Below are 21,806 nucleotides of genomic sequence, written 5' to 3' on the forward strand. Positions count from 1 at the left end.
GATGGCCACCGTGGATTTGGTCCTGCCGGGCCGAAGAATCGGGACGGGTTCCACGTGACCCTCGGGAGAGGTGTGGCCGCTGTGGTCCGTGCTCTCCCCCCGGCGGTCCCGGCCGGATGCCGTCCGGCCGTGCCGTTCGGTTCGCGTCGCGACGGAGGAGATTCCCATGGCCAAGGCAGTCGGTATTGACCTCGGCACCACCAACTCGGTCATCGCGGCCTGGGAGGGGGGCGAGCCGGCCGTGATCCCGAACGCCGAGGGAGCCAGAACGACTCCTTCGGTGGTCGCCTTCTCCGAGACGGGCGAGCGGTTGGTCGGGCAGCTCGCGCGCCGGCAGTCGATCCTCAATCCCCAGTCCACCATCACCTCCGCGAAGCGATTCATCGGCCGCCGCTACGACGAGGTCTCCGACGAGTCCAAGGCGGTCGCCTTCGATGTGGTGGAGGGCCCCGGAGGGGTGGCCCGCTTCGATGTGAACGGCAAGCAGTACGCACCGGAAGAGATCAGCGCGCAGGTGCTGCGCAAACTGGCCGACGACGCCGGGAAGTCGCTCGGCGAACGGGTGACCGAGGCCGTCATCACGGTCCCCGCCTACTTCAATGACGCACAGCGTCAGGCCACCAAGGACGCGGGGAAGATCGCGGGTCTGGAGGTGCTGCGGATCATCAACGAGCCGACCGCCGCGGCGCTGGCGTACGGCCTGGACAAGAAGGGCCATGAAACCGTCCTGGTCTTCGACCTCGGCGGCGGCACCTTCGACGTCAGCATTCTGGACGTCGGTGACGGCGTGGTGGAGGTCCGTTCCTCGGCCGGCGACTCACATCTGGGCGGCGACGACTTCGACCGGCGGCTGGTGGACCATCTGGCGGACGGGTTCCAGCGGGCCGAGGGGATCGATCTCCGCAAGGATCCGCAGGCCCTGCAACGACTCTTCGAGGCGGCCGAGAAGGCGAAGACCGAATTGAGTTCGGTCACCCAGACCCAGGTGAGCCTGCCGTTCGTCACCGCCGACGCCGCCGGGCCGAAGCATCTGACGGAGACGGTCCGCCGCTCGACCTTCGACGAGATCACGGCCGATCTGGTGGAGCGCTGTCTGGGGCCGGTCAAGCAGGCCATGGGCGACGCGAAGATCACCGAGAACGATATCGACGAGGTCATCCTGGTCGGCGGTTCGACCCGGATCCCCGCCGTACAGGCGCTGGTGCGGCGGCTGACGGGTGGCAAGGACCCCAATATGAGCGTCAATCCGGACGAGGTGGTGGCGCTGGGCGCGGCCGTGCAGGCCGGGGTGCTCAAGGGTGAGGTCAAGGACGTCCTCCTGCTGGATGTCACTCCGCTCTCGCTGGGGGTGGAGACGGCGGGTGGCGTGATGACCAGGATCATCGAGCGGAACACCACCATCCCCGCCCGGCGTTCCGAGGTCTTCTCCACGGCGGAGGACAACCAGCCGGCCGTGGACATCGTGGTCCTCCAGGGCGAACGCGAACTGGCCGCCGACAACCGGGTCCTGGGCCGGTTCCGGCTGGCGGACCTGCCGGCCGCGCCGCGCGGCGAGACCCGGATCGAGGTCACCTTCGACATCGACGCCAACGGCATCCTCAAGGTCGGCGCCAAGGACAAGGAGACGGCGGCCGAACAGTCGATCACGATCAGCGAAGGCTCCAACCTCGACCCGGCCGACGTCGAGCGGATGATCGACGAGGCCACCCGCAACCGCGATTCCGACCTGGCCCTGCGTGCGGCCGTCGACGCCCGGAACGAACTCGACGCGGTCGCGTACCAGGTGGAGCGCCGGCTGGGTGAACTCGGCGACGCCGCTCCCGCGCACGAGCGGGCCCGCGCGGAACTCCTCACCGGTGAGGCGCGTACCGCCGTCGAGGAGGAGGCGCCGCTGGACCGCGTACGCCCCCTGACCTCCGAGCTCCAGCAGATTCACGCGTCGCTCGCCGCCCACTCCGCAGGGCCGGACCAGGCCGCCGGTGCGGACCGGCCGGGCGACCCGCCCGGTGGCGACGACGATGTCATCGACGCCGAGTTCGACCGGAGCTGAGGGGGCGCCATGTCGGACGACAACCGGGACCGTCCCGCCGGAGGCACGCCCCCGCACGGCCCCCCGCCGACGTCATCTCCGGAGGCAGCGCCGGAGTCACCGCCCGAGCTGTGGCGGGACACACCGGAATCCACCGCACCCGCGGCACCGCCCGTACCGCCGGAGTACGACCCGGCGGAGCTGACGGACCGGTGGCGGCGCGCCCTCGCCGATCTCGACAACCTCCGCAAGCGCCACGCGCGCGACCTGCCGCGGGAGCTGGCGGCCGAGCGCGCCAGGGTCGCCGCCGCCTGGCTCCCGGTCGTCGACAACCTCGAACTGGCCCTCGCGCACGCCGACGCGGAGCCCGGGGCGGTCGTCAGCGGGGTGCGGGCCGTCCGCGACCAGGCCGTGGACGTGTTGAAGGGCCTCGGGTATCCGCGCGACGACGAGACCGGCATCCCGTTCGACCCGCAGCGGCACGATGTCGTCTCCGTGGTCGACTCCGCCGACACCGCGCCGGGCACCGTCGTCCAGATGATGCGCCCCGGCTATGGCGAGCCGGGGCGGCAGCTACGGCCCGCCACCGTGACCGTGAGCCGGAAGCCCGAGTGAGCCCGCCGTGGCACGCGACTACTACGAGGTGCTCGGCGTCCCCCGCACCGCCGACGCCGCCGAGATTCAGCAGGCGTTCCGCACCCTGGCCCGCCGCCACCACCCGGACATCAACCGCGATCCGGCCGCCGAGGAACGCTTCAAGGAGATCAACGAGGCGTACGGGGTCCTCTCCGACCCGGACACCCGGCAGCGGTACGACCGGTTCGGCCCCGACTTCCGGCAGATTCCGGAGGATTACGACGAACGTGTCGCCGCCGCCCAGGGCTTCGGCGGCGGTACGTACGGCGGCGGCCCGTTCGGGGGGAGCGGCGGGCGCCGGGGACCGGCCGGCGGCGGTACCGGCGGGTGGTCGGACGTCGGTTTCGACGCTTCCGGCTTCGACACCTCCGGCATCGACTTCGAAGACCTCTTCGGCGGCGTGTTCGGCGGCCGGGCGGCCCGGGGCGGCGGACCGGCACCCGGCGCGGACCAGGAGGCCGAACTCACGCTCACCGTCGAGGACGCGTACCACGGTGGTCGCCGGAAGATCACCCTCGGTGGCCCCGGCGGCGAGCGCGGCTATGACGTGAACATCCCGGCCGGGGTGGTCGACGGCCAGCGTGTCCGGCTCGCCGGGGAGGGCGGCCGGGGCCGGGGCCGGGGTTCGGCGGGTGATCTCTACCTCGTGGTCCGGGTCGCCCCGCACCCCCGCTACCGGCTCACCGGCCGGGACCTCCACGTCGATCTGCCGGTGACGCCCTGGGAGGCGGCACTGGGCGCGACCGTGCCGGTCACCGCCCCCGGCGGGACCGTCAAGGTGCGGGTGCCCCCGGGCAGCTCCACCGGCCGCCGACTGCGGTTGCGCGGCGAGGGGATGCCCCACCCCAAGGGGACCGCCGGCGACCTCTACGCCGAGATCCAGGTGGCGGTGCCCTCCTCGCCGAGCCCGCGCGAACGCGAGCTGTTCGAGGAACTGGCCGCCGCCTCGTCCTTCGACCCGAGAACCCCGAGCGACCCGAGAACCCCGGGCAACCCTGGCGACCCGGAGAATCCGAGGAAGCAGCCATGAGAGCCGATGAGCCGTTCCCGGCCGACGAGGCCGGCCGGGGCGATCCCGCCGCCCGCCGGTACCCGCTCGTACGGATCCACCGGTCCACCCCCTACCTGCTGCCCCTCAGCGGTGTCGCCCGGCGCAGTGGTCTGCCGCCCGACATGGTCCGCCGGTTCGTCGCCCTCGGACTGGTCGACGCCGAACGGGACGCCGCCGGGCGGCTGTGGTTCCGTACGACCGCCCCGTCGGCCGTCGCCCGGGTGCAGCGGCTGCGCAGCGGACTCTTCCTCAACTACGCCGCCGTCGGGGTCGTCCTCGATCTGCTCGACCGCATCGAACGTCTCGAAACCGCGCTGCGGCAGAGCGAACGCGCCGCCGAGGAGCGAACGCCATGGACATGAACCGCCTCACCCAGAAGTCCCAGGAGGCTCTGCAGGAAGCACGGAGCCTGGCAGTGCGGTCGGGACAGAACGAGGTCGACGGGGAGCACCTGCTGCTGGCCCTGCTCGATCAGCGGGACGGCCTCACCACCCGGCTGCTGGCCGGCGCGGGCGCCGACCCGGTCGCGCTGCGGGACGCCGTCGAGGGCGATCTCGCCGGGCGCCCGCGCACCACAGGACCCGGGGCGACCCCCGGACAGCTGATGGTCACGCAGCGCCTCGCCCGGGTGCTGGACACGGCGGAGCGGGAGGCCAGGCGGCTCAAGGACGAGTACGTCTCCACCGAACACCTGGTCCTCGCCCTGCTGGACGAGGGGCCGGCCACCGCCGCCGGCCGGCGGCTCGCCGAGCAGCACGTCACCAAGGACGGCTTCCTCGCCGCGCTCACCGGGGTGCGCGGGAACCAGCGGGTCACCTCGGCCACCCCGGAGGCCGCCTACGAGGCCCTGGAGAAGTACGGGCGCGATCTGGTCGTGGAGGCCCGTACCGGCAGGCTCGACCCCGTGATCGGCCGGGACGCCGAGATCCGGCGGGTCATCCAGATCCTCAGCCGCAAGACCAAGAACAACCCCGTGCTCATCGGTGAGCCCGGGGTCGGCAAGACCGCCGTCGTGGAGGGGCTGGCCCAACGGATCGTGCGCGGCGACGTACCGGAGGGGCTGCGGGACCGGACGGTGTTCTCGCTCGACATGGGCTCCCTGGTGGCCGGGGCGAAGTACCGGGGGGAGTTCGAGGAGCGCCTCAAGGCCGTCCTGGCGGAGGTCAAGGGGGCCGAGGGCGCGATCCTGCTCTTCGTGGACGAACTGCACACCGTGGTCGGGGCCGGGGCCGCCGAGGGCGCCATGGACGCCGGCAACATGCTCAAACCGATGCTGGCCCGTGGCGAGCTGCATATGATCGGCGCCACCACGCTCGACGAGTACCGCAAGCACATCGAGGCCGACGCCGCCCTCGAACGCCGCTTCCAGACCGTCCTGGTGGACGAACCGACCGTCGAGGACGCGATCTCCATCCTGCGCGGCATCCGCGAGCGGCTGGAGATCTTCCACGGTGTCAAGATCCAGGACGGCGCGCTGGTCGCCGCCGCCACCCTCAGCCACCGCTACATCACCGACCGCTTCCTGCCCGACAAGGCCATCGACCTGGTGGACGAGGCGTGCGCCCGGCTGCGCACCGAGATCGACTCCATGCCGGCCGAACTCGATGAACTCACCCGCCGGGCCACCCGGCTGGAGATCGAGGAGACCGCGCTGGCCGAGGAGACCGATCCGGCCAGCCGCACCCGGCTGGAGGACCTGCGCCGCGAACTGGCCGACCTGCGGGGCGAGGTGGACGCCAAACACGCGCAGTGGGAGGCCGAACGCCAGGCCATCCGCCGCGTGCAGGGACTCCGCCAGGAGTTGGAGGGCGCCCGACAGGAGGCGGAGGAGGCCGAACGCGCCTACGACCTCAACCGGGCCGCCCAGCTCCGCTACGGCACCGTCGGCGAACTGGAGCGCCGCCTCGCGGCCGAGGAGGAACGGCTCGCCGTCCGGCAGGGCGAGAGCCGGCTGCTGCGCGAGGTGGTCACGGCCGACGAGATAGCCGGCATCGTCTCCGCGTGGACCGGGATCCCCGTCACCCGGCTCCAGGAGGGGGAGCGGCGGAAGCTGCTCCGGCTGGACGAGATCCTGCGGGAGCGGGTCGTCGGACAGGACGAGGCCACCCAACTGGTCGCCGACGCGGTGATCCGGGCCCGCTCTGGGGTGCGCGACCCGCGCCGCCCGATCGGGTCGTTCATCTTCCTCGGCCCCACCGGCGTCGGCAAGACGGAGCTGGCCAAGACCCTCGCCGCCGCGCTGTTCGACAGCGAGGGCAACATGGTGCGCCTGGATATGAGCGAGTACCAGGAACGACACACGGTCAGCCGGCTGGTCGGCGCGCCGCCCGGATACGTGGGCTACGAGGAGGGCGGCCAGCTCACCGAGGCGGTGCGCCGCAAACCGTACTCCGTGGTCCTCTTCGACGAGATCGAGAAGGCGCACGCCGACGTCTTCAACACCCTGCTCCAGGTGTTGGACGACGGGCGGATCACCGACGCCCAGGGGCGCACCGTCGACTTCCGGAACACGGTGATCATCATGACCTCGAACCTCGGCTCCGGGTACCTGCTCCAGAACGCCGGCGACGACGGCGGGATCGCACCCGAGGTCCGGGAACGGGTGATGGGCGAGCTGAACGGTCACTTCCGCCCCGAGTTCCTCAACCGGGTGGACGATATCGTCCTCTTCCACCCGCTCGGCCTCGCCCAGATCGAGCGGATCGTCGATCTGCTCATGGACGAGCTGCGCCGGCGCCTCGCCGAGCAGCGCATCTCCCTGACCCTCACCGAGCCCGCGCGCCGGCTGATCGCGAGCGAGGGGTACGACCCGGTCTACGGGGCCCGGCCGCTGCGGCGCTTCATCTCCCACGAGGTCGAGACCCGGATCGGGCGGGCGCTGCTCAGCGGAGAGGCGCGGGACGACGTGACCGTCCTGCTCGACGCCCGGGACGACGACCTGACCGTCACCTTCCAGGAGGACGGGGCCAGGGAGCCTCCGGCCGGGGCCGGGGTGTCCTCGTGAGAGCGCGCCCGGCCGGCGGTACGGTCCGCCGCGGCGTCCACGACCGGGACCGCCGGTCCTCCCGCCGGCGCGAAGGACCGCCCTGGGTGCGGCGACCGCCGTGCCGTGCTCCCCCGCATCGCACCCGTGTCGCGCCTGGAAGAGGGGAAGGCGCTCACTGACCACTCGTTCACCGGCTGACCCCCTGCACCGGAGGCCATCATGACCATCCCACTCGACCCGCACCTCGCCATGATCCGGCCCGTCGAGCCCAGAACTCCGGAGGGCTGCGAGGACTGTCTGCGCGAGGGAACCGCCTGGGTCCATCTGCGCCTCTGTCTGACCTGCGGCCACGTGGGCTGCTGTGATTCCTCCCCCATGCGGCACGCCCGGGGGCACGTGGAGACCTCGGGGCACCCCATCGTGCAGTCCTTCGAACCGGGCGAGGACTGGCGCTGGTGCTTCGTCCACGAAGCGATGGTCTGAGCGCGGGCTGTCCCCCGGGGGGCTCAACTGAGCATCAGGGCGCGCTCCCACGGGGTGGCCGGGGCGGTGCCCGATGCCCAGGCGTGCAGTACCAGGGCGATCCCCGCGGCTCCTTCGAGGAAGCCCGCACGGTCGACACCGCGCTGTCCGCCCGCGCCGTCACCGCGGTAGCCGAACGGCGCGGTGGGGTCGAAGCGGTCCAGTATCCGGCCGGCGAGTTCCGGGAGGCGGTCGGTGAGTCGCTGGTCACCGGAGTCGCGGGCGGTGCGGGCGGCGATATGGAGCAGGCCCGCCCACCCGTGGCACAGTCCGCAGTCGGGCATGGCGTCCGTCCTCCGCAGCGCCACCGCCAAGGCGTCGACGGCCGTGCGCCGCCAGTCGGCGCGGTCGAGCGCCCGACCCGCCAGGAAGAGCGAGCGGGCGACCCCCGCCGTCCCGTAGCACCACGCCGGCCCGGTGCCCGAGTCGACGAACGCCCCGGTGACCTCGGCCTCGAACGGAATGGCGGACGGCCACTGTCCGTCGCCGATCCGCCGGTCCAGAACCCAGTCGGCGATCCGGGTGATGGCCTCGGTCTGCCCCGGCACCTCGGCGCCCGCCTCGTGGGCGAGGGCCAGCAGGGTCATCACGCCGGGGACTCCGTGGGCCATGCCCAGATTGAAATGTCCCTGAGGGTACCGCTCCCGCTGCCCGAGCGCCGGCGCCCCCAGTACCCACCAGCCGGGGACGACGTGGCCGTGGGCGGGGACCGGATCGGTCAGCCGCACCAGATAGGCGAGGGTGTCCAGCAGCAGGTCCCGCTCGGCGGGCAGCCAGTCGAGCAGATATCTCGCCAGCCCGCAGACGCCGCCGATCACGTCGTAGACGGGAGCGGGCAGGCCCGGTTCCCCCCGGTCCAGCCGTCCGGTCTCGATGGTGAGGCGCGCCCGGAGCCCCGCCGTCAGGTGCTTCTCCAGCCGGGAGAGGAGGGTGGCGTAGTCACGGGGCGTCCGCTGCGCGCAGCGGGCCGCGAACGCCACCGCGGGCAGTCCGGCGAACAGTGCGTCGGCGGGGCCGGTGACCAGTTCACGGGCCGCGGCGACCAGTTGCCGGTGCGTGTGCTCCCGGTACCGGGGGTCGCTGTGGGCGAGTTCCGCGAAGAGCAGCGCGATACCGGGGTGTCCGTCGGACAGGGACAGGGACGACCACGGCGCGCGCGGCAGCATCTCCGGGGGGCGATCCAGGTTGCCGTCGGCCGTGACGACCGCGATCACCCGGGCGGTGTCGGTCAGCCGCTCCGCGATCTCGGTCACGGTCCGTCGCGCGACGGCGTGCGCGGTCATCGTTCCGCCCTGCGCCGGGCCCGGTGGGCGGCGATGGCGCCGCGTGCGACGGCCCGGGACCGCAGTTCCGCCTCCCGGTCCAGCCCCACGAGACGGTTGTGGTGCATATGTGTCAGCGAGGCCAGGATCGCCGCGGGTGGCGGGCCCGGGCGGGCCTCCCGTTCGCCCGGGGCCTCCCGCAGGAGGCGTCCGTAGTGGGTCACCGCCTCGGCCCGCGCCGCCCAGGAGTCGAGGACGGCCTCCCCGCCGGGGACGGCGCGCAGCCCGGCCCAGTTGTCGTGCGGGCCGATGAGTTCCAGGGCGGTCCTGCGGCAGCGTTGGAAGGCGCGGTGCTCGGTGGTCCCGGCGAAGGTGCTCACCACCCAGTCGGCCCCCTGTTCGGCGTCGGACCAGAACCGCGCGGCCAGGTCGACGTAGTTGGCCGCCGCGAGCAGGACCGGATCGACGTCGAGTCGGCCCGAGGCGAGCAGCCGGAGCTGCTCGATGACGGCGACGCTGTCGGCGTGGAAGGCCCGTTCGGCCGCCTCGATGGCCGCTGGTCCGCCGTACCGCTCCACTTCGGGGTCGTAGGTGTCCAGTACCAGTTTTCGGGCCATGCCGCTCTCCCGCAGCGTGGTCGTCCAGGCCGTCAGCCGCGGCAGCACCTCTCCGGTGACCACGGCGGGGGAGCCGTGGAAACGCAGCCGCAGATGGTGGTCGGGATCTCCGTAGCGCAGAAAGAACCAGCGGTCGACATCCAGGCCGGCGGTCAGCGCGGTTACGGCGGGCAGTAGTTCGTCCTGCCGTTCGGAGGTGCAGTACACCGACGCGTACAGCCATGCGCCGCCGGGCGGGTGGCCCGCCGCCGCGGGACGGCCGCGGCCGGTCGGCCGGCCGGGGGTGGTCGGCCGGCCGGGGGTGGTCGGCCGGCCGGGGGTGGTCGGCCGGCCGGGGGTGGTGCGTTGGGCGGGGGTGGCCGGTGCGGCGGTCACCAGGGGGAACACCACCTCGTTGCGGTGCGCGCCGTCCGGCCCGGTGAGCCATCCCGTGCCCGCTCCGGTGTCGGACGGCAGCTCGGTCAGGGTGATGTGGTCGCTGCGGCGCCGGAGCTCGTCCCGGAGCAGCCGTTGGTGTGCCGCTGCACCGAGGTCCAGTTCGATCCGCTGGTCCGCGTAGCACAGACAGACCCCGCCGGGCACCCGCCAGCGCTCCCGCCAGGCCGCGAGGCCGGCGGCCCACTCCGCGAACGGCGCTTCCTGGTCGCACAGCCGGTCGGTCGGCCGCCATCTGGCCGGCGCGAGCACGCTGCGGCCGTACCGGACCCGGGGGGTGTACGGCAGCGCGGCGAGGCCGCCCCAGCTCCAGGGCGTCCAGCGGCGCACGCCGACCGCGCCGACCTCCCGCAGGAAGCGGACCGTGTTCGGCGCCTCGTTCTCCGCGTTCAACAGATGGAAAGCGGTCGGTGCGATCTCCCCACCGGTACTGGTGTCGATCACATACATCCCGTGGACATCGCCGCCGACCGCCAGATCGCCGAGCCGGCACACGGACGGATCACCCGTCTCTGCGAACGCCGCCACCGGCAGGAGGTCCGGCGCCCAGCGCGGCACCTGCGACACATTGGCACCGCGCGGGGTGCGCACCTGGTAGGTGAGTTGCACCGGCCGCGCCCCCGGCACCCGGGTGGCACCCGTGCGGGCGACGGCGCCGCACTCGTCCCGGGTGGCGTCGTCGAGCAGATGGGCGAACCGGCCGAAACTGGCCGCGGCGGGCCCGAGGCCGCCGATGACGACCAGCCGGAAGTCTCCCTCCCGCAGGGCCTGTACCGAGGGGGCGATCAGATGGGTGTGCAGGTCGAGCGAGGCCGGGGGCCGGCCATCGTCGGAGGTGAACCGGGTCAGCAGGGGATGGTCGTCGGTCAGCTCGATCTCGGTCCGGCCGGAGAGCATCGCCTCCTGGGCGAGTTCGGCGAGGGCCCGGTCCCGGTCGATGTCCCGGGTGTCCTCCGGACGCCGGACCCGGGGGGTGGGTGGCATCAGATAGCCGGCCGGGGCGCCGAGTCCGATGTCGGGATCGAGTAGTTCCCGCAGCGGGACCAGCCGGTCCCGGCCGTACCGTTCCAGGAAGTCGTTGTGGTACTGGCGCAGTGTCGCGGTGCCGGGCTCCCGCGGCGCGAGCCGCCACAGCAGTGTCGCGGCGCGTTCGGCCTCCGCCGCGACGGCGCGCGGCAGGGCCACGTCCGCGTCGAGCGCCAGGTCGACCTGGACGAGTCGTTCTCCCGGTGCGAGTCCCCGCATCCGCTCCCGTACCGCCGCCAGTGCGGGCCGCCCCGCTCCGAGCGGTCGCGCGGCGTAACGGTCCAGGTCCTGGCGGAGGGCGACGAGTTCATAGGCCACGGTGCCGGGGGTGGCGGTGTTCACGACCCGGGTGACATGGTCGAGCGGGTCGAGGGTGTCCATCCCGGGCCGTACCTCGGTGAGCAGGAACTCCTTGCCGATGAGCTGCCGGAGCATCCCGTCGATCGTGGTGCCGGGCACGGTGGGGAACGTCCCGGCCAGTCGGTCCGCGAGGTCGCGGTAGTGGATCGGCGTATCCGTGAGTCCGGCGACCGCCCGGATCGCGGAGGTGTGGCGCACGCTCACCTCCTGTACGGCCGTCCGGGTCCGCCTGGACTCCGCGCTGTTCGGCACGTACGGCAGGACGAACCGGTCCCCCCGGACGAAGCAGAGGTTGTTGAGGACGACCCGCAGCCCCTCCGGCCGCAGTTCGTACGCGCGGACGACGCCGTTCAGCCACTCCAGATCCGGCCGGACATGGCGGCGGTGCCCGGTGCCGAGCCGGACCTTGGCGTCGGCGGGATCGTCCACGAATTCGATCTTCGCGACGCCCGCCATCAGTCCGAACGGGGTACATCGAGTCGCCATCCGGAGTCGGTAGCTCGTCAGCGCCCGCAGCGCGCGGCGCACATCGGCCGGGCGGTGCACGGCGGTGCCGGGCGCGAGCAGGGCGTCCAGCCGGTGCGCCAGCGATGGGCTGGAGATCGCGAGCGCCTCCCCCACCAGCGGATCCGCCAGCAGTTCGGCCAGCGCGCCGACGCCGTCGTCCCGCCCGTCGGCGGCCGTACCCCGCCAGGAGGCCCGTGCGACCGGATGGACCGGCGCGCGCAGCATGGCGACATCGGTACAGCGGAACAGTGGTTCGCGGGTCATACCGGCTGGTCCTCCACTTCCGGGCGGGTCCTGTCCGGGCGGGTACGGAGAGCGGACGCCCACTCGTGCGAGGGGGCGCCCGCGACCCCGTCATACGCGGCCGGCCGACGGGCCGGTCGCCAGCGGAGTGTCCGTCAGCAGCCGCCGCCGGTACAGGACGTTCCACAGGTCAGCGCCGGACAGGTGAACAGCGTGCAGGTCAACCCGGTAGCGGTCACCTCCTGCCCTTCGTTGATCACCTTGATCTCCCGGACGTCCAGGTCGAAGGGGTCGTCCAGCGACTGCTCCGGCATCGTCGCCACAGGTGGCATGACTGGTCCTTTCGGTCGAGGGGAACGGCGCGATCGATGACCGATCCGTACGTCCCCGGCCACAGAGGTGACGACCGGGGCCGCCCCGTCTGTATAGGCCAGTCACGGTGTTCGCTGTCGACACCCCTCTGCCGAACGACTAAGTTCCGCACCGTAGACCACCGAGGGACGGGGGTTGATCAGTGCCTCGTTACGAGCGGCCGCTGGACTGGGGCGAGGGCGACGACGACGTACTGACCTTCGCGGCCGGCCTGCGCGGTCTCCGTCAGGCGGCCGGCAACCCGCCCTATCGCGAACTCTCCCGGCGCGCCCACTACTCGGCCGGGGCACTGTCCGACGCGGCCGGCGGGCGGAAGCTCCCGAGCCTGTCCGTCACGGTGGCCTACGTCCGGGCGTGCGAGGGGGACGTCGGTGCGTGGGAGCGGCGCTGGCACGAAGTCGCCGCCGCCCGGGCCGCCGCCACGGCACGGGCCGAGGACGACGGCACACCGGCGCCATATCCGGGCCTGGACGCGTTCCAGTCCGATGACTCCGACCGGTTCTTCGGCCGTGAGCGGCTCACCGACGAACTGCTCGCGCGGGTCTCCAGCGACCGGCTCGTCGCCGTGGTGGGCCCGTCCGGTGTCGGCAAGTCCTCCCTGCTGCGCGCCGGTCTGGTCGCCGGCGCACGGGACCGCCCCTGGACCGTCCTGCTGTTCACCCCCGGCGCCGAGCCACTGCGGAAGTGTGCGGAGCACGCCGCCGGAGCCGTGGGGGACGTGCCGGCCAGGCTCCACGAGGAGCTCCGCGCCGATCCGCGCGGGCTGCATCGAACGGTCCTCCGGGCGCTGGCCGGACAGTCGCCGGACGGGGAACTGCTCCTGGTGGTCGACCAGTTCGAGGAGGTCTTCACCCGCTGCCATGACGACACCGAACGCGCCGGGTTCACCGAGGCACTGATCGTGGCCGCGCGGGCGGCTGACAGCCGCTGCCGGATCGTCCTCGGCGTCCGGGCCGACGTCTCGGCACACCATGCGCTCCCTTCCGGTCTCGTCCCGGCCGTGCGCGACCACCCCCTGACCGTCGGCCCGATGAGCGCCGACGAACTGCGTCTCGCGATCATCCGGCCGGCCGCCGAGGCCCGCTGCGCCGTCGAAGGCGCCCTGCTGGCCGCGCTCGTCGCACAGGCGAGCGGACCGCCGGGCGCCCTCCCCCTCCTGGCGCACGCCCTGCGGGAGACCTGGCACCGGCGACGCGGCAACACCCTGACGCTCACCGGTTTCCAGGCCGTCGGCGGTATCGACGGCACGCTGGCGCGGATCGCTGAGAACGCGTACGGAACGCTCCCACCGGGACGCCGGGAGCGGGCCAGGAACGTCCTGCTGCGCCTGGTCGCACCCGGTGGTGGCGCCGGGGAGGACACGCCGCGTCGGATCCGCCGGAGTGATCTGGATGCCGGTACCGAGACCGCCGAAGTACTGGACGCGCTGGCGCGGGCGCGGCTGCTGACCCTGGGCGACGACCGCGTGGAGATCGCCCACGCGTCCCTGGTCCGCGGCTGGCCACGGCTGCGCGACTGGCTGGCCGAGAACCGCGAGGGAGGCCGGGTCCACCACCGGCTCGCCGAGGCGGCGGGTGACTGGGAGGCGCTCGACCGGGACGCCGGGGCCCTCTACCGGGGGACCCGGCTGGCGGTGGCCCGGGAGTGGGCTGCGCGCCGGGACACCTCACTCCTCCCCCGTGAGCGGGGGTTCCTCGAAGCCAGCATCGCCGCCGAGGAACGGGAACGGTCCACCGCCGGCCGGGCCGCCCGCCGATTCCGCCGGCTGGTCGGCGTGCTCGTGGTGCTGCTCGCCCTCACGGTGGGCGCCACCGTGGTCGCCGTCCAGGAGGCGGACGACGCCGCTCGGCAGCGGAACGCGACGCTCTCCCGGCAGATCGCCGACGCGGCGCGGGCGTTACGCACCGCCAAGCCCGCGCTCGCCGTACAGCTCGGCCTCGCCGCGTACCGGCACTCCCCCGGTCCGGAGGCGCGCGGGAGTCTACTCAGCTCCTTCGCCACGCCCTACGCAACCCGGCTGACGGGCCACCGGGACGTGCTGCGCGCGGTGGACTTCAGCCCGGACGGGCGGGTCCTCGCGACGGCGGGCGCCGACGCGGTACGGCTCTGGGACGTCGGCGAGCGGCACCGCGCCCGGCAACTGACCACCCTGACCGGCCCGGACCTGCCGCGCGGTGCCCAGGAGTTGATGGTCTCGCCCGGCCGGGTGGAGGTCACCGCTTCGGTGGCGTTCTCGGCCGACGGGACACTCCTGGCGACGGCGGGCGAGGACCATATCGTCCGTCTGTGGAACGTCACTGATCCCCGGCGTCCGGTCAAGGCCGGCCATCTCGCGGGGCATACGGGTGTCGTCACATCGCTGGCGTTCTCCCCCGCCGGCCGTACCCTCGCCACGGCCGGCGCGGACCGGACCGTACGCCTCTGGGACCTGTCACGGCCGGCCCGGCCCGGTCAGCGGGCCGTACTGGCCGACCCCACCGGCATCACCACGGCCACGGCGTTCTCGCCGGACGGAAGGACGCTGGCGGTGGCCGGCTCCGGCCGGGCGGTCCGGCTGTGGGACGTCGGCGATCCGGGCGAGCCGGCACGGCTGGCGGTGCTCCCCGGCCGGGGGACGACGACATCGGTGGCCTTCGCACCAGGCGGGATGGTCCTGGCCACGGCGGGTGCGGACCGGACCGTACGCCTGTGGGACGTGACCGACCCCCGGGATCCTGCGTCGCTGACCGTCCTCTCCGGGCACACCGACGCCGTCCTGGCCGTGGCCTTCAGCCCCGACCGGACCATGCTGGTCACCACGTCGGGAGACCGCACCGCCCGACTGTGGAACGTCGCCGACCCGCGCCGCCCGAGGGAACTGGCCACGCTCTCCGGGCATATCGCCGGTGTCGTGTCGGCGGCGTTCAGCCCGGACGGCCGGTCCGTCGCGACCGTCGGCGACGACCAGACGGCCCGGCTGTGGGACATTCCCGCCCCGACACTGTCCGGCCACGGCGGACCCGTGTACGGGGTGACCTTCGACCGGTCCGGTCAGCGTCTCGTCTCCGTCGGCCGGGATCGTGTCGCCCGACTGTGGAACGTCGCGGACCCGGGCCGCGTCACGGCCACGGCCACCCTGGGCGGCGCGGTCCACGCGGCGGCGGCGAGCCCGGCCGGGGCCACGCTGGCGACCGTGGGACTCGACCGTACGGCCCGATTGTGGAGCATTCGCGACCCGGGGCGCCCGGTCGGACTGGCGACCTTGACCGGCCACACGGACGAGGTCTACGCCGCGGCGTTCCGCCCCGACGGCCGGCTGCTGGCCACCGCCGGCGACGACCGCACCGTACGCCTCTGGGACCTCGCAGGACCGAACCGGTCGCCGGAGCTGGCGGAACTGTCGGGCCACACCGACAGCGTGGGCGCGGTGGCCTTCTCGCCCGACGGGAGGACGGCCGCCACCGCGTCCTGGGACCGTACCGCGCGGCTGTGGGACGTCACCGACCCGCGCCGCCCGAGGGAACTGGCGACGCTCCGGCACACCCACCGGGTCCAGACGGTGGCCTTCAGCCCCCGGGGCGGTCTGCTGGCCACCGCGGGGGACGACCGCACGGTGCGGTTGTGGGACGTACGCGGCGGGGGCGGCCCCCGACAGCTCAGCGCGCTGCCGCAACCGGCCACCATCAACGCCGTCGCCTTCGCGCCGGACGGACGGACCCTGGCGAGCGCGGGCCAGGACAGCGGTGTCCGGCTCTGGGACCTCGAAACCCCACACCGTCCCACGCACCACGCGACACTCACCGGTCACACCGACACCGTGCAGGGTGTGACGTTCAGCCCGGACGGCCGACGGCTGGCCACGGCGAGCAACGACACCACGGTGCGGCTCTGGGACCTGGACGTCGAGCGGGTCGCCCGGCGGATCTGCCGTACCGCCCATCCCCCGGTGACACCCGCGCAGTGGAGCCGGTATGTGCGGGGGCTCCCGTACTCCCCGCCCTGTGGTTCCTGACGCGGCGTGGGGAACGGTCCCTCGTCGGAGGCCCCGAGGGCGGCCGGAGACACCTCGTCCGTGCGGCTGTGTCCGTACCGGACGGGGTGCATGACACGGAGAATCGTGCGGCCGTGACCGACTGCGGCTGGAGCGCCGTGGTGTCGTGGACCGCTCATCGCCACGGGCGTGGCAGGCGCGTCCGACCGGCTGGTGCGGACGGGCGCTGCGGCCGTCAACCGCCGTGGAAACGACGGGGGGTCAGGGGAACTTCCGGTCGACTTCCCCGGCCGGGGCCCCCGTCCCGGCACCAGGACGGCCACCGGCCGGGGGTGGCGGCGGATGCCGGAGCCCCCGGCCCCCGGCACTCCGCCTGCCACCCGTCCGGTCAGACGCCGGCGGTGACACTCTCCTCGGCCGCCGCGGGGGCGTCCGTCGGCACGGACCCGGCTCCATCGGAACCGACAGCGGTGTACCACACCGCGTTCTGCCGGTCCTCACGTTCCACCCGGCCCTTCGCCACATGGGCGTTCAACGCGTCCCGGACGACGGCGAGGGTCGGCGTGAACTGGGGGTAAGCCCCCGTCACTCCCTCGGTGACCTCACGGGCCGTACGGGGCTCATGGTGCTGCCGCAGCAGCTCCAGGACGGCGGCGCGCAGCGTGAGCTTCGCCTCCGTCGCCACCACCGCGTCGGGCTTCGCCGTGGCGTCCGCCTTCGCCGTAGTGCCGGTCTTCGCCTTGGTTCCCGTCTTCGCCTTGGTACCGGTCCTGGCTCGGCCAGCCTTCTTCGTGGTGTCGCTCGCCTCGCCCGCTTCGCTCTTCGCCTCGGCTTCGCCCGCGGGCTGTGCGGCCTTCCGCGCCGTTCGGCGCTTCGGGGTACCGCTCCCTGCCTCGCGTGCCCGCCTCGGCCGCGGAACGACCGTGACCTGCGCGGTCTCCACGGCCGCTGGGTCGGCCCCGGACTCGGCCTGCGCCGGGGGTGCGTCGGCCGCCGGTGCGGCGGTCGGTGCCACCACGGCACCCCGCAGCGTCGACAGCAGGGCATGGTCCTTCTCCAGCAGGCTCAGCCGGGACTCCCATTCGACCAGCCGGGTACGGATCTCCTCCTGTTCCCGCACGTTCGCCGCCAGGTCGTCCGCGAACTGTGCCGCGTACCGGTCCCTGACCTCGTTGATGGTGGCACCGTCGGGCTCGTTGGACATCGCCGCTCGCTCTCCGTCGTACCTGATGTGGTGCCGCATAGTACTCATGCCCGAGCCCGACCGCCGCCCCCCGGGTGACGTGCCGGGAGCCGGGACGGCACACGACGGAGGACTCCGTCCCCCGGGCACGGTGTCACCCGTCCGGCGCGGTGTGCACACCAACATCCTTGCCCGGAAGAGTGGTTGGTACGCGTCGGTTCGCGCCCACGACCGTGTCATCACCCCGACAGGTGGCCGTGCGCCCCCCGGCGGGAGAGGTCTCCCCACGGGCTTTCACGGACGAGTGGGATCGGGCGCGGAAGCGTGACACGGGCGCGGTGGGCGGGCGTGCCGGTCGTTCCGCCGCACACCCCCGGTACGGCGGACCGTGCTACCGCCTGGGGGAGTTCGAAGGCCGCTCAGGACCGCACCGGAGGTCCCCCCCGGCGGGGGGCGACCTCCGTCAGGTGGGCCGCGCTGGTTCCGGCGTCACCCGGTGGCCGCACCGGAAGAGCGGGTCCGGGGTGCTGAACGGCACGTCCTCGGGGGAGGATTCGACGGCTCGCATCGACGACGGGAGATCGAAGGGCAGCACTCCCCCGGCCACCGAGCGCCCGAACACCACGTCCAGCACGAGATCGTCGTACGCCCCGAAGCTGCCCGTCAGGAGGGCCGTCTGGGAGGCGATGCCGGTCAGGATCGCGGGCCGGTCGAGGAAGACGTCGACGGCGGTGGGTACGGTGGCGCAGAGCGCACCGAGCCGCTGGAGCTCCTCCGGCGGGAAGTCGAGGGACCCTGCGTGGAAATGCTGTTCCATGGGTGACTCCCGCTGTTCGTAAGGGGCCTGGAGGCGTACGACGGCGAGGTCGGCGTCCTCGGGGCGCGCGACGACCCGGCCGTAACGCGCGGCCACCTCCGGGTCCATGTTCTCCACGTACAGCGCGGGTGAATCGGGGAGCCCCGCGAACGCCTCCGGGCGGCGGACGAGTTGGACCAGGGAGCGGCGCTGCACCTGACGGCCGAGCGCGCGGGTTTCGGTACTGCCGACGAGCGCGTCGGCGGCGTCGGGGTCGACATAGGGGTTGTCGAACAGGCCGAGCCGGAACTTGTCCCGCAGGATGCGGCGGGCGGACCGGTCGATGCGCTCCTCCGCCACCGTGCCGGCGCGTACCGCCTCGATCAGCGGTCCCGGGTCGGTCTCGCCGCCGAGCTGGTCGACTCCGGCGTCCAGCAGCATCAGCAGTCTCTCGGCCGTCGAGAGGTGCTCCACGCCCCAGGGCCGGGGTGGCACCGATCCGATGCCGGGGATGTCCATGCCGGTGAGGACGTTGAAGTCGGTGCAGACCACGCCGTCGAATCCGTAGTGACCGCGCAGCAGTCCGGTGATGACCTCCCGGCTGAAGCTCGCGCCGACCTCGGGCAGTCCGCTGCCGGACGGGATGGAGTAGCAGGGCATGATCTGGGCGGTTCCGGCGGCGAAGGCGGCTTCGAAGGGCCGCAGGTGGTAGGCGAGATTGCGGCCCGGGAAGGACTGTCGCCTGCCGTAGGCGAAGTGCGGGTCCTCGCCGCGCTCCTGCGGGCCGTGGCCCGGGAAGTGTTTGGCCATACAGGCGACGCTGTCGGGGCCGAGGGTCTCGCCCTGCATCCCGCGGATGTAGGCGCTCAGGATCCGGCCGGCGCGGTCGGCGTCCTCGCCGAAGGTGCCGCTGATCCTGGCCCAGCGCGGTTCGGTGGCCAGGTCCGCCATCGGGTGCAGGGCCAGCCGGATGCCGACGGCCCGCAGTTCCCGGCCGACGGCGGCGGCGAACTCCGCCACGAGGGCGGGGTCGTCAGTCGCCGCGAGACCGATCGGTTCCGGGCCCGGGCTGAATCCACCGCCGGTGTGGGCCGTGGCCGGGTTGGACACGAAGCCGTGCCGGGGGTCGGACGACAGGGTGACCGGGATGCCGAGCCGGGTGGCGGCGGCGAGGTCCTGGACGTGGTTGTTCCAGCGACTCATGGCGCCGGGTGACGGCACCCGCATCATCGCGAAGTGCGTGAGGTGGCGTTCGGTGATCAGTTCGGCCCCGGAGGGCAGCGGGCCGTCGTCACCGGCGAGCATCCGGCCGTGGCACATCAGTCCGGCCTTCTCCGCCAGGGTCATCCGGGCCAGCAGATCGTCAACGCGGTCGGCCACGGGCAGCCGGGGGTCCTCGTACGGCTCCATGGTGCCGTTGTGGTTGAGGTCCCGGAACGGTGTTCCGTCGTGGTGGTGCAGCGTGGGTACGGGCACGGTCGGGTCTCCGGGGGGTCGGGGCATCGGGCGGGGGCGGTCGGTCGGTGGCGGGTCAGTCGCGGGTCAGCCGCGGGTGGCGGATCAGCGGGGTCAGGGCGGTGGCCAGGAGCGCGGCCAGCGCGCCGCCGAGGAAGAGCGCGAAGTAGTTCTTCTCCGGGGACGCCCCGACCGGGTCGGTGCCGAGGGCCAGCAGCAGGGGTGCGAGCAGCGGCGCCAGGGTCTGGGGCAGCGCCTTGGCGATGTTGAACACCCCGAGGTAGCGGGCGGAGTCGCCGTCCTGGGGCATCACCCGGAGCACCAGGGCGAGATCGACGGCGTAGAAGGCGCCCAGTCCGATGGCGGCCAGCACGGTGGCGAGATAAACCGGCCACACGGACGCGGAGACCATCTTGATCACCATGGCGGTGGTCATCAGCACGCCGGAGCCGACGATGAAGGCCCGGTAGGCGCCGGTCCGGGAGGCGAGTCTGCCGAAGACCGCGGCTGCCACCACGTTTCCGGCGAGGGAGAGGAGTCCGGTGGCCGAGAGCAGTGCGGCGGCCTGGGCGGTGGTCATATCGAGCCGGGACATCAGGAAGTACAGGCCGAAGGTCCCGATGAGCGCGTTGGCGAACTGGAGCAGGAAGCGCTGGCTCCAGACCACCGCGAAAGCCGGGGCGGTACGGGGGTCGAACAGGAGGCTGCCGAGTACGGTGCGTACGCTCACCGGCGCGGCGGGGGCGGCGGCCGGCGTCGGGGGCTCGCGCAGCAGGGTCCAGGCGAGCGCGCCGCCGACCACACCTGCCGCCGCCGGGATGAGGAACAGCGCGGTGGTGTTGCCGGGCAGCAGCCCGACGAGGACGAGTCCGGGCACCACGCCCGCGAAGGCGGCCGAGCCGAACAGGCCCGACACGGTGGCCTGCTGGTGGGGCGGTACCCGGTCGGCGATGACGGCGGACAGCGCGGCGAGCGCAGCGTTGTAGGCGGCCTGGGCGAGCAGCCAGCCGGCGATCAACTGGGTGGACGTGGTGGCGGTGGCCATCACCGCGGTGGCGGGCAGGCCGGCCGCCAGTCCGCCGAGGATCCAGGGCCGGCGGCGGCCGAACCGGCTTCTGGTGCGGTCCGAGAGATGGCCGAAGACGGGGTTGAGCAGGAAGGCGGCGACGGCTCCCACCGCCATCACCAGGGCGAGGACCTCTTCTTTCCGGTCCGGTGCTATCTCGTTGACCTTCAGGCCGAGGGTGGCGACGATCGGCGTCGCGAGCGCGAAGGTGATGAGCAGTTCGGTGCTGACCAGGGCCACGATGATCCGGCGCGGGGCGGCGCGCGGGGTGTCCGGCGCGGGGCCGGCCGCCGGCGCGGGGAGGGTGGTCAGGGTTCCGTTCATGGGTGGGTCCTCCTGGACGGTCGCGTGGTGAGCGGGAGCGGTCAGCGACCGGGGGCCGTGCCGGCCGGGACGGCGGCCTTCGCGCGGAACGCGGCGAGTGCGGCGGCGTCGACACCGTGGCTCCGCAGGAACTCCCCGGCGCCGCCGTGGCGGGTGCGGACGGTGTCGAGGAAGACCCGGATCGCGGTCGGCGGGGCTTGGAGCAACGGGGCGGGGACCGTGCGACCGCCGACGGCGGGGGCCCGGTCGTTCAGCGGGGCGGCTCCCGCGGCGCCGGCCAGGGCGGCGAGGACCCGCGGCAGATCGTCGGCGGTGCGCGCGTAGTCGGTGACGATCCCGTCCTCCGGGACGTCGAGCAGTTCGAGCAGCAGCGCCACCAACAGGCCCGTACGGTCCTTGCCGGCCGCGCAGTGCACGAGGACGGCACCGGGCCGTGCGACGGCGGAGACCGCGTCGGCCAGCGCGCGGGGTGCAGAGCGGGCCAGCGCGAGGTAGAAGTGGCCGAGGTCGGCGTCGGTGACCAGCGCGAGCGGATCGGGTCCGGCGCCGGCGCCGGTCGCGTCCAGCGGTGCCCGGACGACCGTGATGCCCGCTCGCTCGGCGGCGGTCCAGTCGTCCGGCCGTCGTTCGGAGGCGCCGCGAAGGTCGACGATCGTCCGCACGTCCTCGGCTCGGAGCAGGGCCACGGTGCCGGGGCCCGCCACGGGGAACGGCTGGGCGGAGCGGAAGAGGACGCCCCGGCTGATCCGGTCCCCCCGGGGGTCGGCGGTGCGGGCGGGGTCGCGGAAGTTCAACAGGGACATGGGGGCCTCTCAACGGAAGGGCGACTTCGGACATCTAGATGTATAGATGTCGAAGAGTGGCTGTCCCGCTCTCCCGGGTGAGCGGGACATGAACATCCGGCGAAGGCCGGATCCAGCACCCCCGGACGAGCCCCGTCCGGCCCCCTCGGCGGTGCGACGGCTC

At 73.2% G+C, this 21,806-nt stretch carries 14 protein-coding genes; 7 read left to right on the forward strand and 7 right to left on the reverse strand.

Annotated features, from left to right (window positions below):
* Positions 1 to 166 precede the first annotated feature (166 nt).
* The 6 genes from dnaK (at position 167) to ACH4S7_RS32240 (ending at position 7,185) form a co-directional block, all read left to right on the forward strand.
* The gene (gene dnaK, locus ACH4S7_RS32215) at positions 167 to 2,050 is read left to right on the forward strand and encodes a molecular chaperone DnaK (RefSeq protein WP_398524908.1); all 1,884 of its coding nucleotides are present in this window, start codon (positions 167 to 169) and stop codon (positions 2,048 to 2,050) included.
* 9 nt (positions 2,051 to 2,059) lie between these two features.
* The gene (locus ACH4S7_RS32220) at positions 2,060 to 2,644 is read left to right on the forward strand and encodes a nucleotide exchange factor GrpE (protein ID WP_398524909.1); all 585 of its coding nucleotides are present in this window, start codon (positions 2,060 to 2,062) and stop codon (positions 2,642 to 2,644) included.
* Positions 2,645 to 2,651: 7 nt separating this feature from the next.
* Positions 2,652 to 3,695, forward strand: a complete 1,044-nt coding sequence (locus tag ACH4S7_RS32225) for a DnaJ C-terminal domain-containing protein (protein ID WP_398524910.1) — start codon at positions 2,652 to 2,654, stop codon at positions 3,693 to 3,695.
* Positions 3,692 to 4,078 carry a chaperone modulator CbpM gene (locus ACH4S7_RS32230; protein WP_398524911.1) on the forward strand — a complete coding sequence of 129 codons (387 nt, stop codon included), beginning with the start codon at positions 3,692 to 3,694 and terminating at the stop codon, positions 4,076 to 4,078. Before ACH4S7_RS32225 ends, ACH4S7_RS32230 begins: the two co-directional genes overlap by 4 nt.
* Positions 4,069 to 6,720, forward strand: a complete 2,652-nt coding sequence (gene clpB / locus ACH4S7_RS32235; protein WP_398524912.1) for an ATP-dependent chaperone ClpB — start codon at positions 4,069 to 4,071, stop codon at positions 6,718 to 6,720. Before ACH4S7_RS32230 ends, clpB begins: the two co-directional genes overlap by 10 nt.
* A 201-nt stretch (positions 6,721 to 6,921) precedes the next feature.
* Complete coding sequence (locus ACH4S7_RS32240; RefSeq protein WP_398524913.1) at positions 6,922 to 7,185, forward strand: UBP-type zinc finger domain-containing protein; 264 nt, start codon at positions 6,922 to 6,924, stop codon at positions 7,183 to 7,185.
* A 23-nt stretch (positions 7,186 to 7,208) separates the two neighbouring features.
* On the opposite strand, the gene ACH4S7_RS32245 is transcribed toward ACH4S7_RS32240, so the two are convergent.
* The 3 genes from ACH4S7_RS32245 to ACH4S7_RS32255 form a co-directional block, all read right to left on the reverse strand.
* Positions 7,209 to 8,507 carry a lanthionine synthetase C family protein gene (locus ACH4S7_RS32245; RefSeq protein WP_398524914.1) on the reverse strand — a complete coding sequence of 433 codons (1,299 nt, stop codon included), beginning with the start codon at positions 8,505 to 8,507 and terminating at the stop codon, positions 7,209 to 7,211.
* The gene (locus tag ACH4S7_RS32250) at positions 8,504 to 11,695 is read right to left on the reverse strand and encodes a lantibiotic dehydratase (protein ID WP_398524915.1); all 3,192 of its coding nucleotides are present in this window, start codon (positions 11,693 to 11,695) and stop codon (positions 8,504 to 8,506) included. Before ACH4S7_RS32250 ends, ACH4S7_RS32245 begins: the two co-directional genes overlap by 4 nt.
* Before the next feature lie 134 nt (positions 11,696 to 11,829).
* The gene (locus tag ACH4S7_RS32255) at positions 11,830 to 12,006 is read right to left on the reverse strand and encodes a hypothetical protein (protein WP_398524916.1); all 177 of its coding nucleotides are present in this window, start codon (positions 12,004 to 12,006) and stop codon (positions 11,830 to 11,832) included.
* Positions 12,007 to 12,188: 182 nt separating this feature from the next.
* Between ACH4S7_RS32255 and ACH4S7_RS32260 the strand changes: the two genes are divergently transcribed.
* The gene (locus ACH4S7_RS32260) at positions 12,189 to 16,037 is read left to right on the forward strand and encodes a hypothetical protein (RefSeq protein WP_398524917.1); all 3,849 of its coding nucleotides are present in this window, start codon (positions 12,189 to 12,191) and stop codon (positions 16,035 to 16,037) included.
* 367 nt (positions 16,038 to 16,404) lie between these two features.
* Here ACH4S7_RS32260 and ACH4S7_RS32265 read toward each other — a convergent pair whose 3' ends face one another.
* The 4 genes from ACH4S7_RS32265 to ACH4S7_RS32280 all read right to left on the reverse strand — a co-directional run bounded on the left by ACH4S7_RS32265 (position 16,405) and on the right by ACH4S7_RS32280 (position 21,643).
* Positions 16,405 to 17,220 carry a hypothetical protein gene (locus ACH4S7_RS32265; protein ID WP_398524918.1) on the reverse strand — a complete coding sequence of 272 codons (816 nt, stop codon included), beginning with the start codon at positions 17,218 to 17,220 and terminating at the stop codon, positions 16,405 to 16,407.
* Between the two features lie 442 nt (positions 17,221 to 17,662).
* Complete coding sequence (locus ACH4S7_RS32270; protein ID WP_398524919.1) at positions 17,663 to 19,471, reverse strand: glycoside hydrolase family 3 protein; 1,809 nt, start codon at positions 19,469 to 19,471, stop codon at positions 17,663 to 17,665.
* A 55-nt stretch (positions 19,472 to 19,526) separates the two neighbouring features.
* Positions 19,527 to 20,840 carry an MFS transporter gene (locus ACH4S7_RS32275; protein WP_398524920.1) on the reverse strand — a complete coding sequence of 438 codons (1,314 nt, stop codon included), beginning with the start codon at positions 20,838 to 20,840 and terminating at the stop codon, positions 19,527 to 19,529.
* 41 nt (positions 20,841 to 20,881) lie between these two features.
* The gene (locus ACH4S7_RS32280) at positions 20,882 to 21,643 is read right to left on the reverse strand and encodes a tyrosine-protein phosphatase (RefSeq protein ID WP_398524921.1); all 762 of its coding nucleotides are present in this window, start codon (positions 21,641 to 21,643) and stop codon (positions 20,882 to 20,884) included.
* Positions 21,644 to 21,806: the final 163 nt, after the last annotated feature.

This window comes from Streptomyces sp. NPDC020965, assembly GCF_044333555.1.
In the GTDB taxonomy this organism is placed as follows: Bacteria; Actinomycetota; Actinomycetes; order Streptomycetales; family Streptomycetaceae; genus Streptomyces.

Excerpts from the sequence above, each read along its gene's own strand:
- dnaK (WP_398524908.1), top strand. The coding sequence starts at position 167 with ATGGCCAAGGCAGTCGGTATTGACCTCGGCACCACCAACTCGGTCATC.
- ACH4S7_RS32220 (WP_398524909.1), top strand. The coding sequence starts at position 2,060 with ATGTCGGACGACAACCGGGACCGTCCCGCCGGAGGCACGCCCCCGCAC.
- ACH4S7_RS32230 (WP_398524911.1), top strand. The coding sequence starts at position 3,692 with ATGAGAGCCGATGAGCCGTTCCCGGCCGACGAGGCCGGCCGGGGCGAT.
- clpB (WP_398524912.1), top strand. The coding sequence starts at position 4,069 with ATGGACATGAACCGCCTCACCCAGAAGTCCCAGGAGGCTCTGCAGGAA.
- ACH4S7_RS32240 (WP_398524913.1), top strand. The coding sequence starts at position 6,922 with ATGACCATCCCACTCGACCCGCACCTCGCCATGATCCGGCCCGTCGAG.
- ACH4S7_RS32245 (WP_398524914.1), bottom strand. The coding sequence starts at position 8,507 with ATGACCGCGCACGCCGTCGCGCGACGGACCGTGACCGAGATCGCGGAG.
- ACH4S7_RS32250 (WP_398524915.1), bottom strand. The coding sequence starts at position 11,695 with ATGACCCGCGAACCACTGTTCCGCTGTACCGATGTCGCCATGCTGCGC.
- ACH4S7_RS32255 (WP_398524916.1), bottom strand. The coding sequence starts at position 12,006 with ATGCCACCTGTGGCGACGATGCCGGAGCAGTCGCTGGACGACCCCTTC.
- ACH4S7_RS32265 (WP_398524918.1), bottom strand. The coding sequence starts at position 17,220 with ATGTCCAACGAGCCCGACGGTGCCACCATCAACGAGGTCAGGGACCGG.
- ACH4S7_RS32275 (WP_398524920.1), bottom strand. The coding sequence starts at position 20,840 with ATGAACGGAACCCTGACCACCCTCCCCGCGCCGGCGGCCGGCCCCGCG.
- ACH4S7_RS32280 (WP_398524921.1), bottom strand. The coding sequence starts at position 21,643 with ATGTCCCTGTTGAACTTCCGCGACCCCGCCCGCACCGCCGACCCCCGG.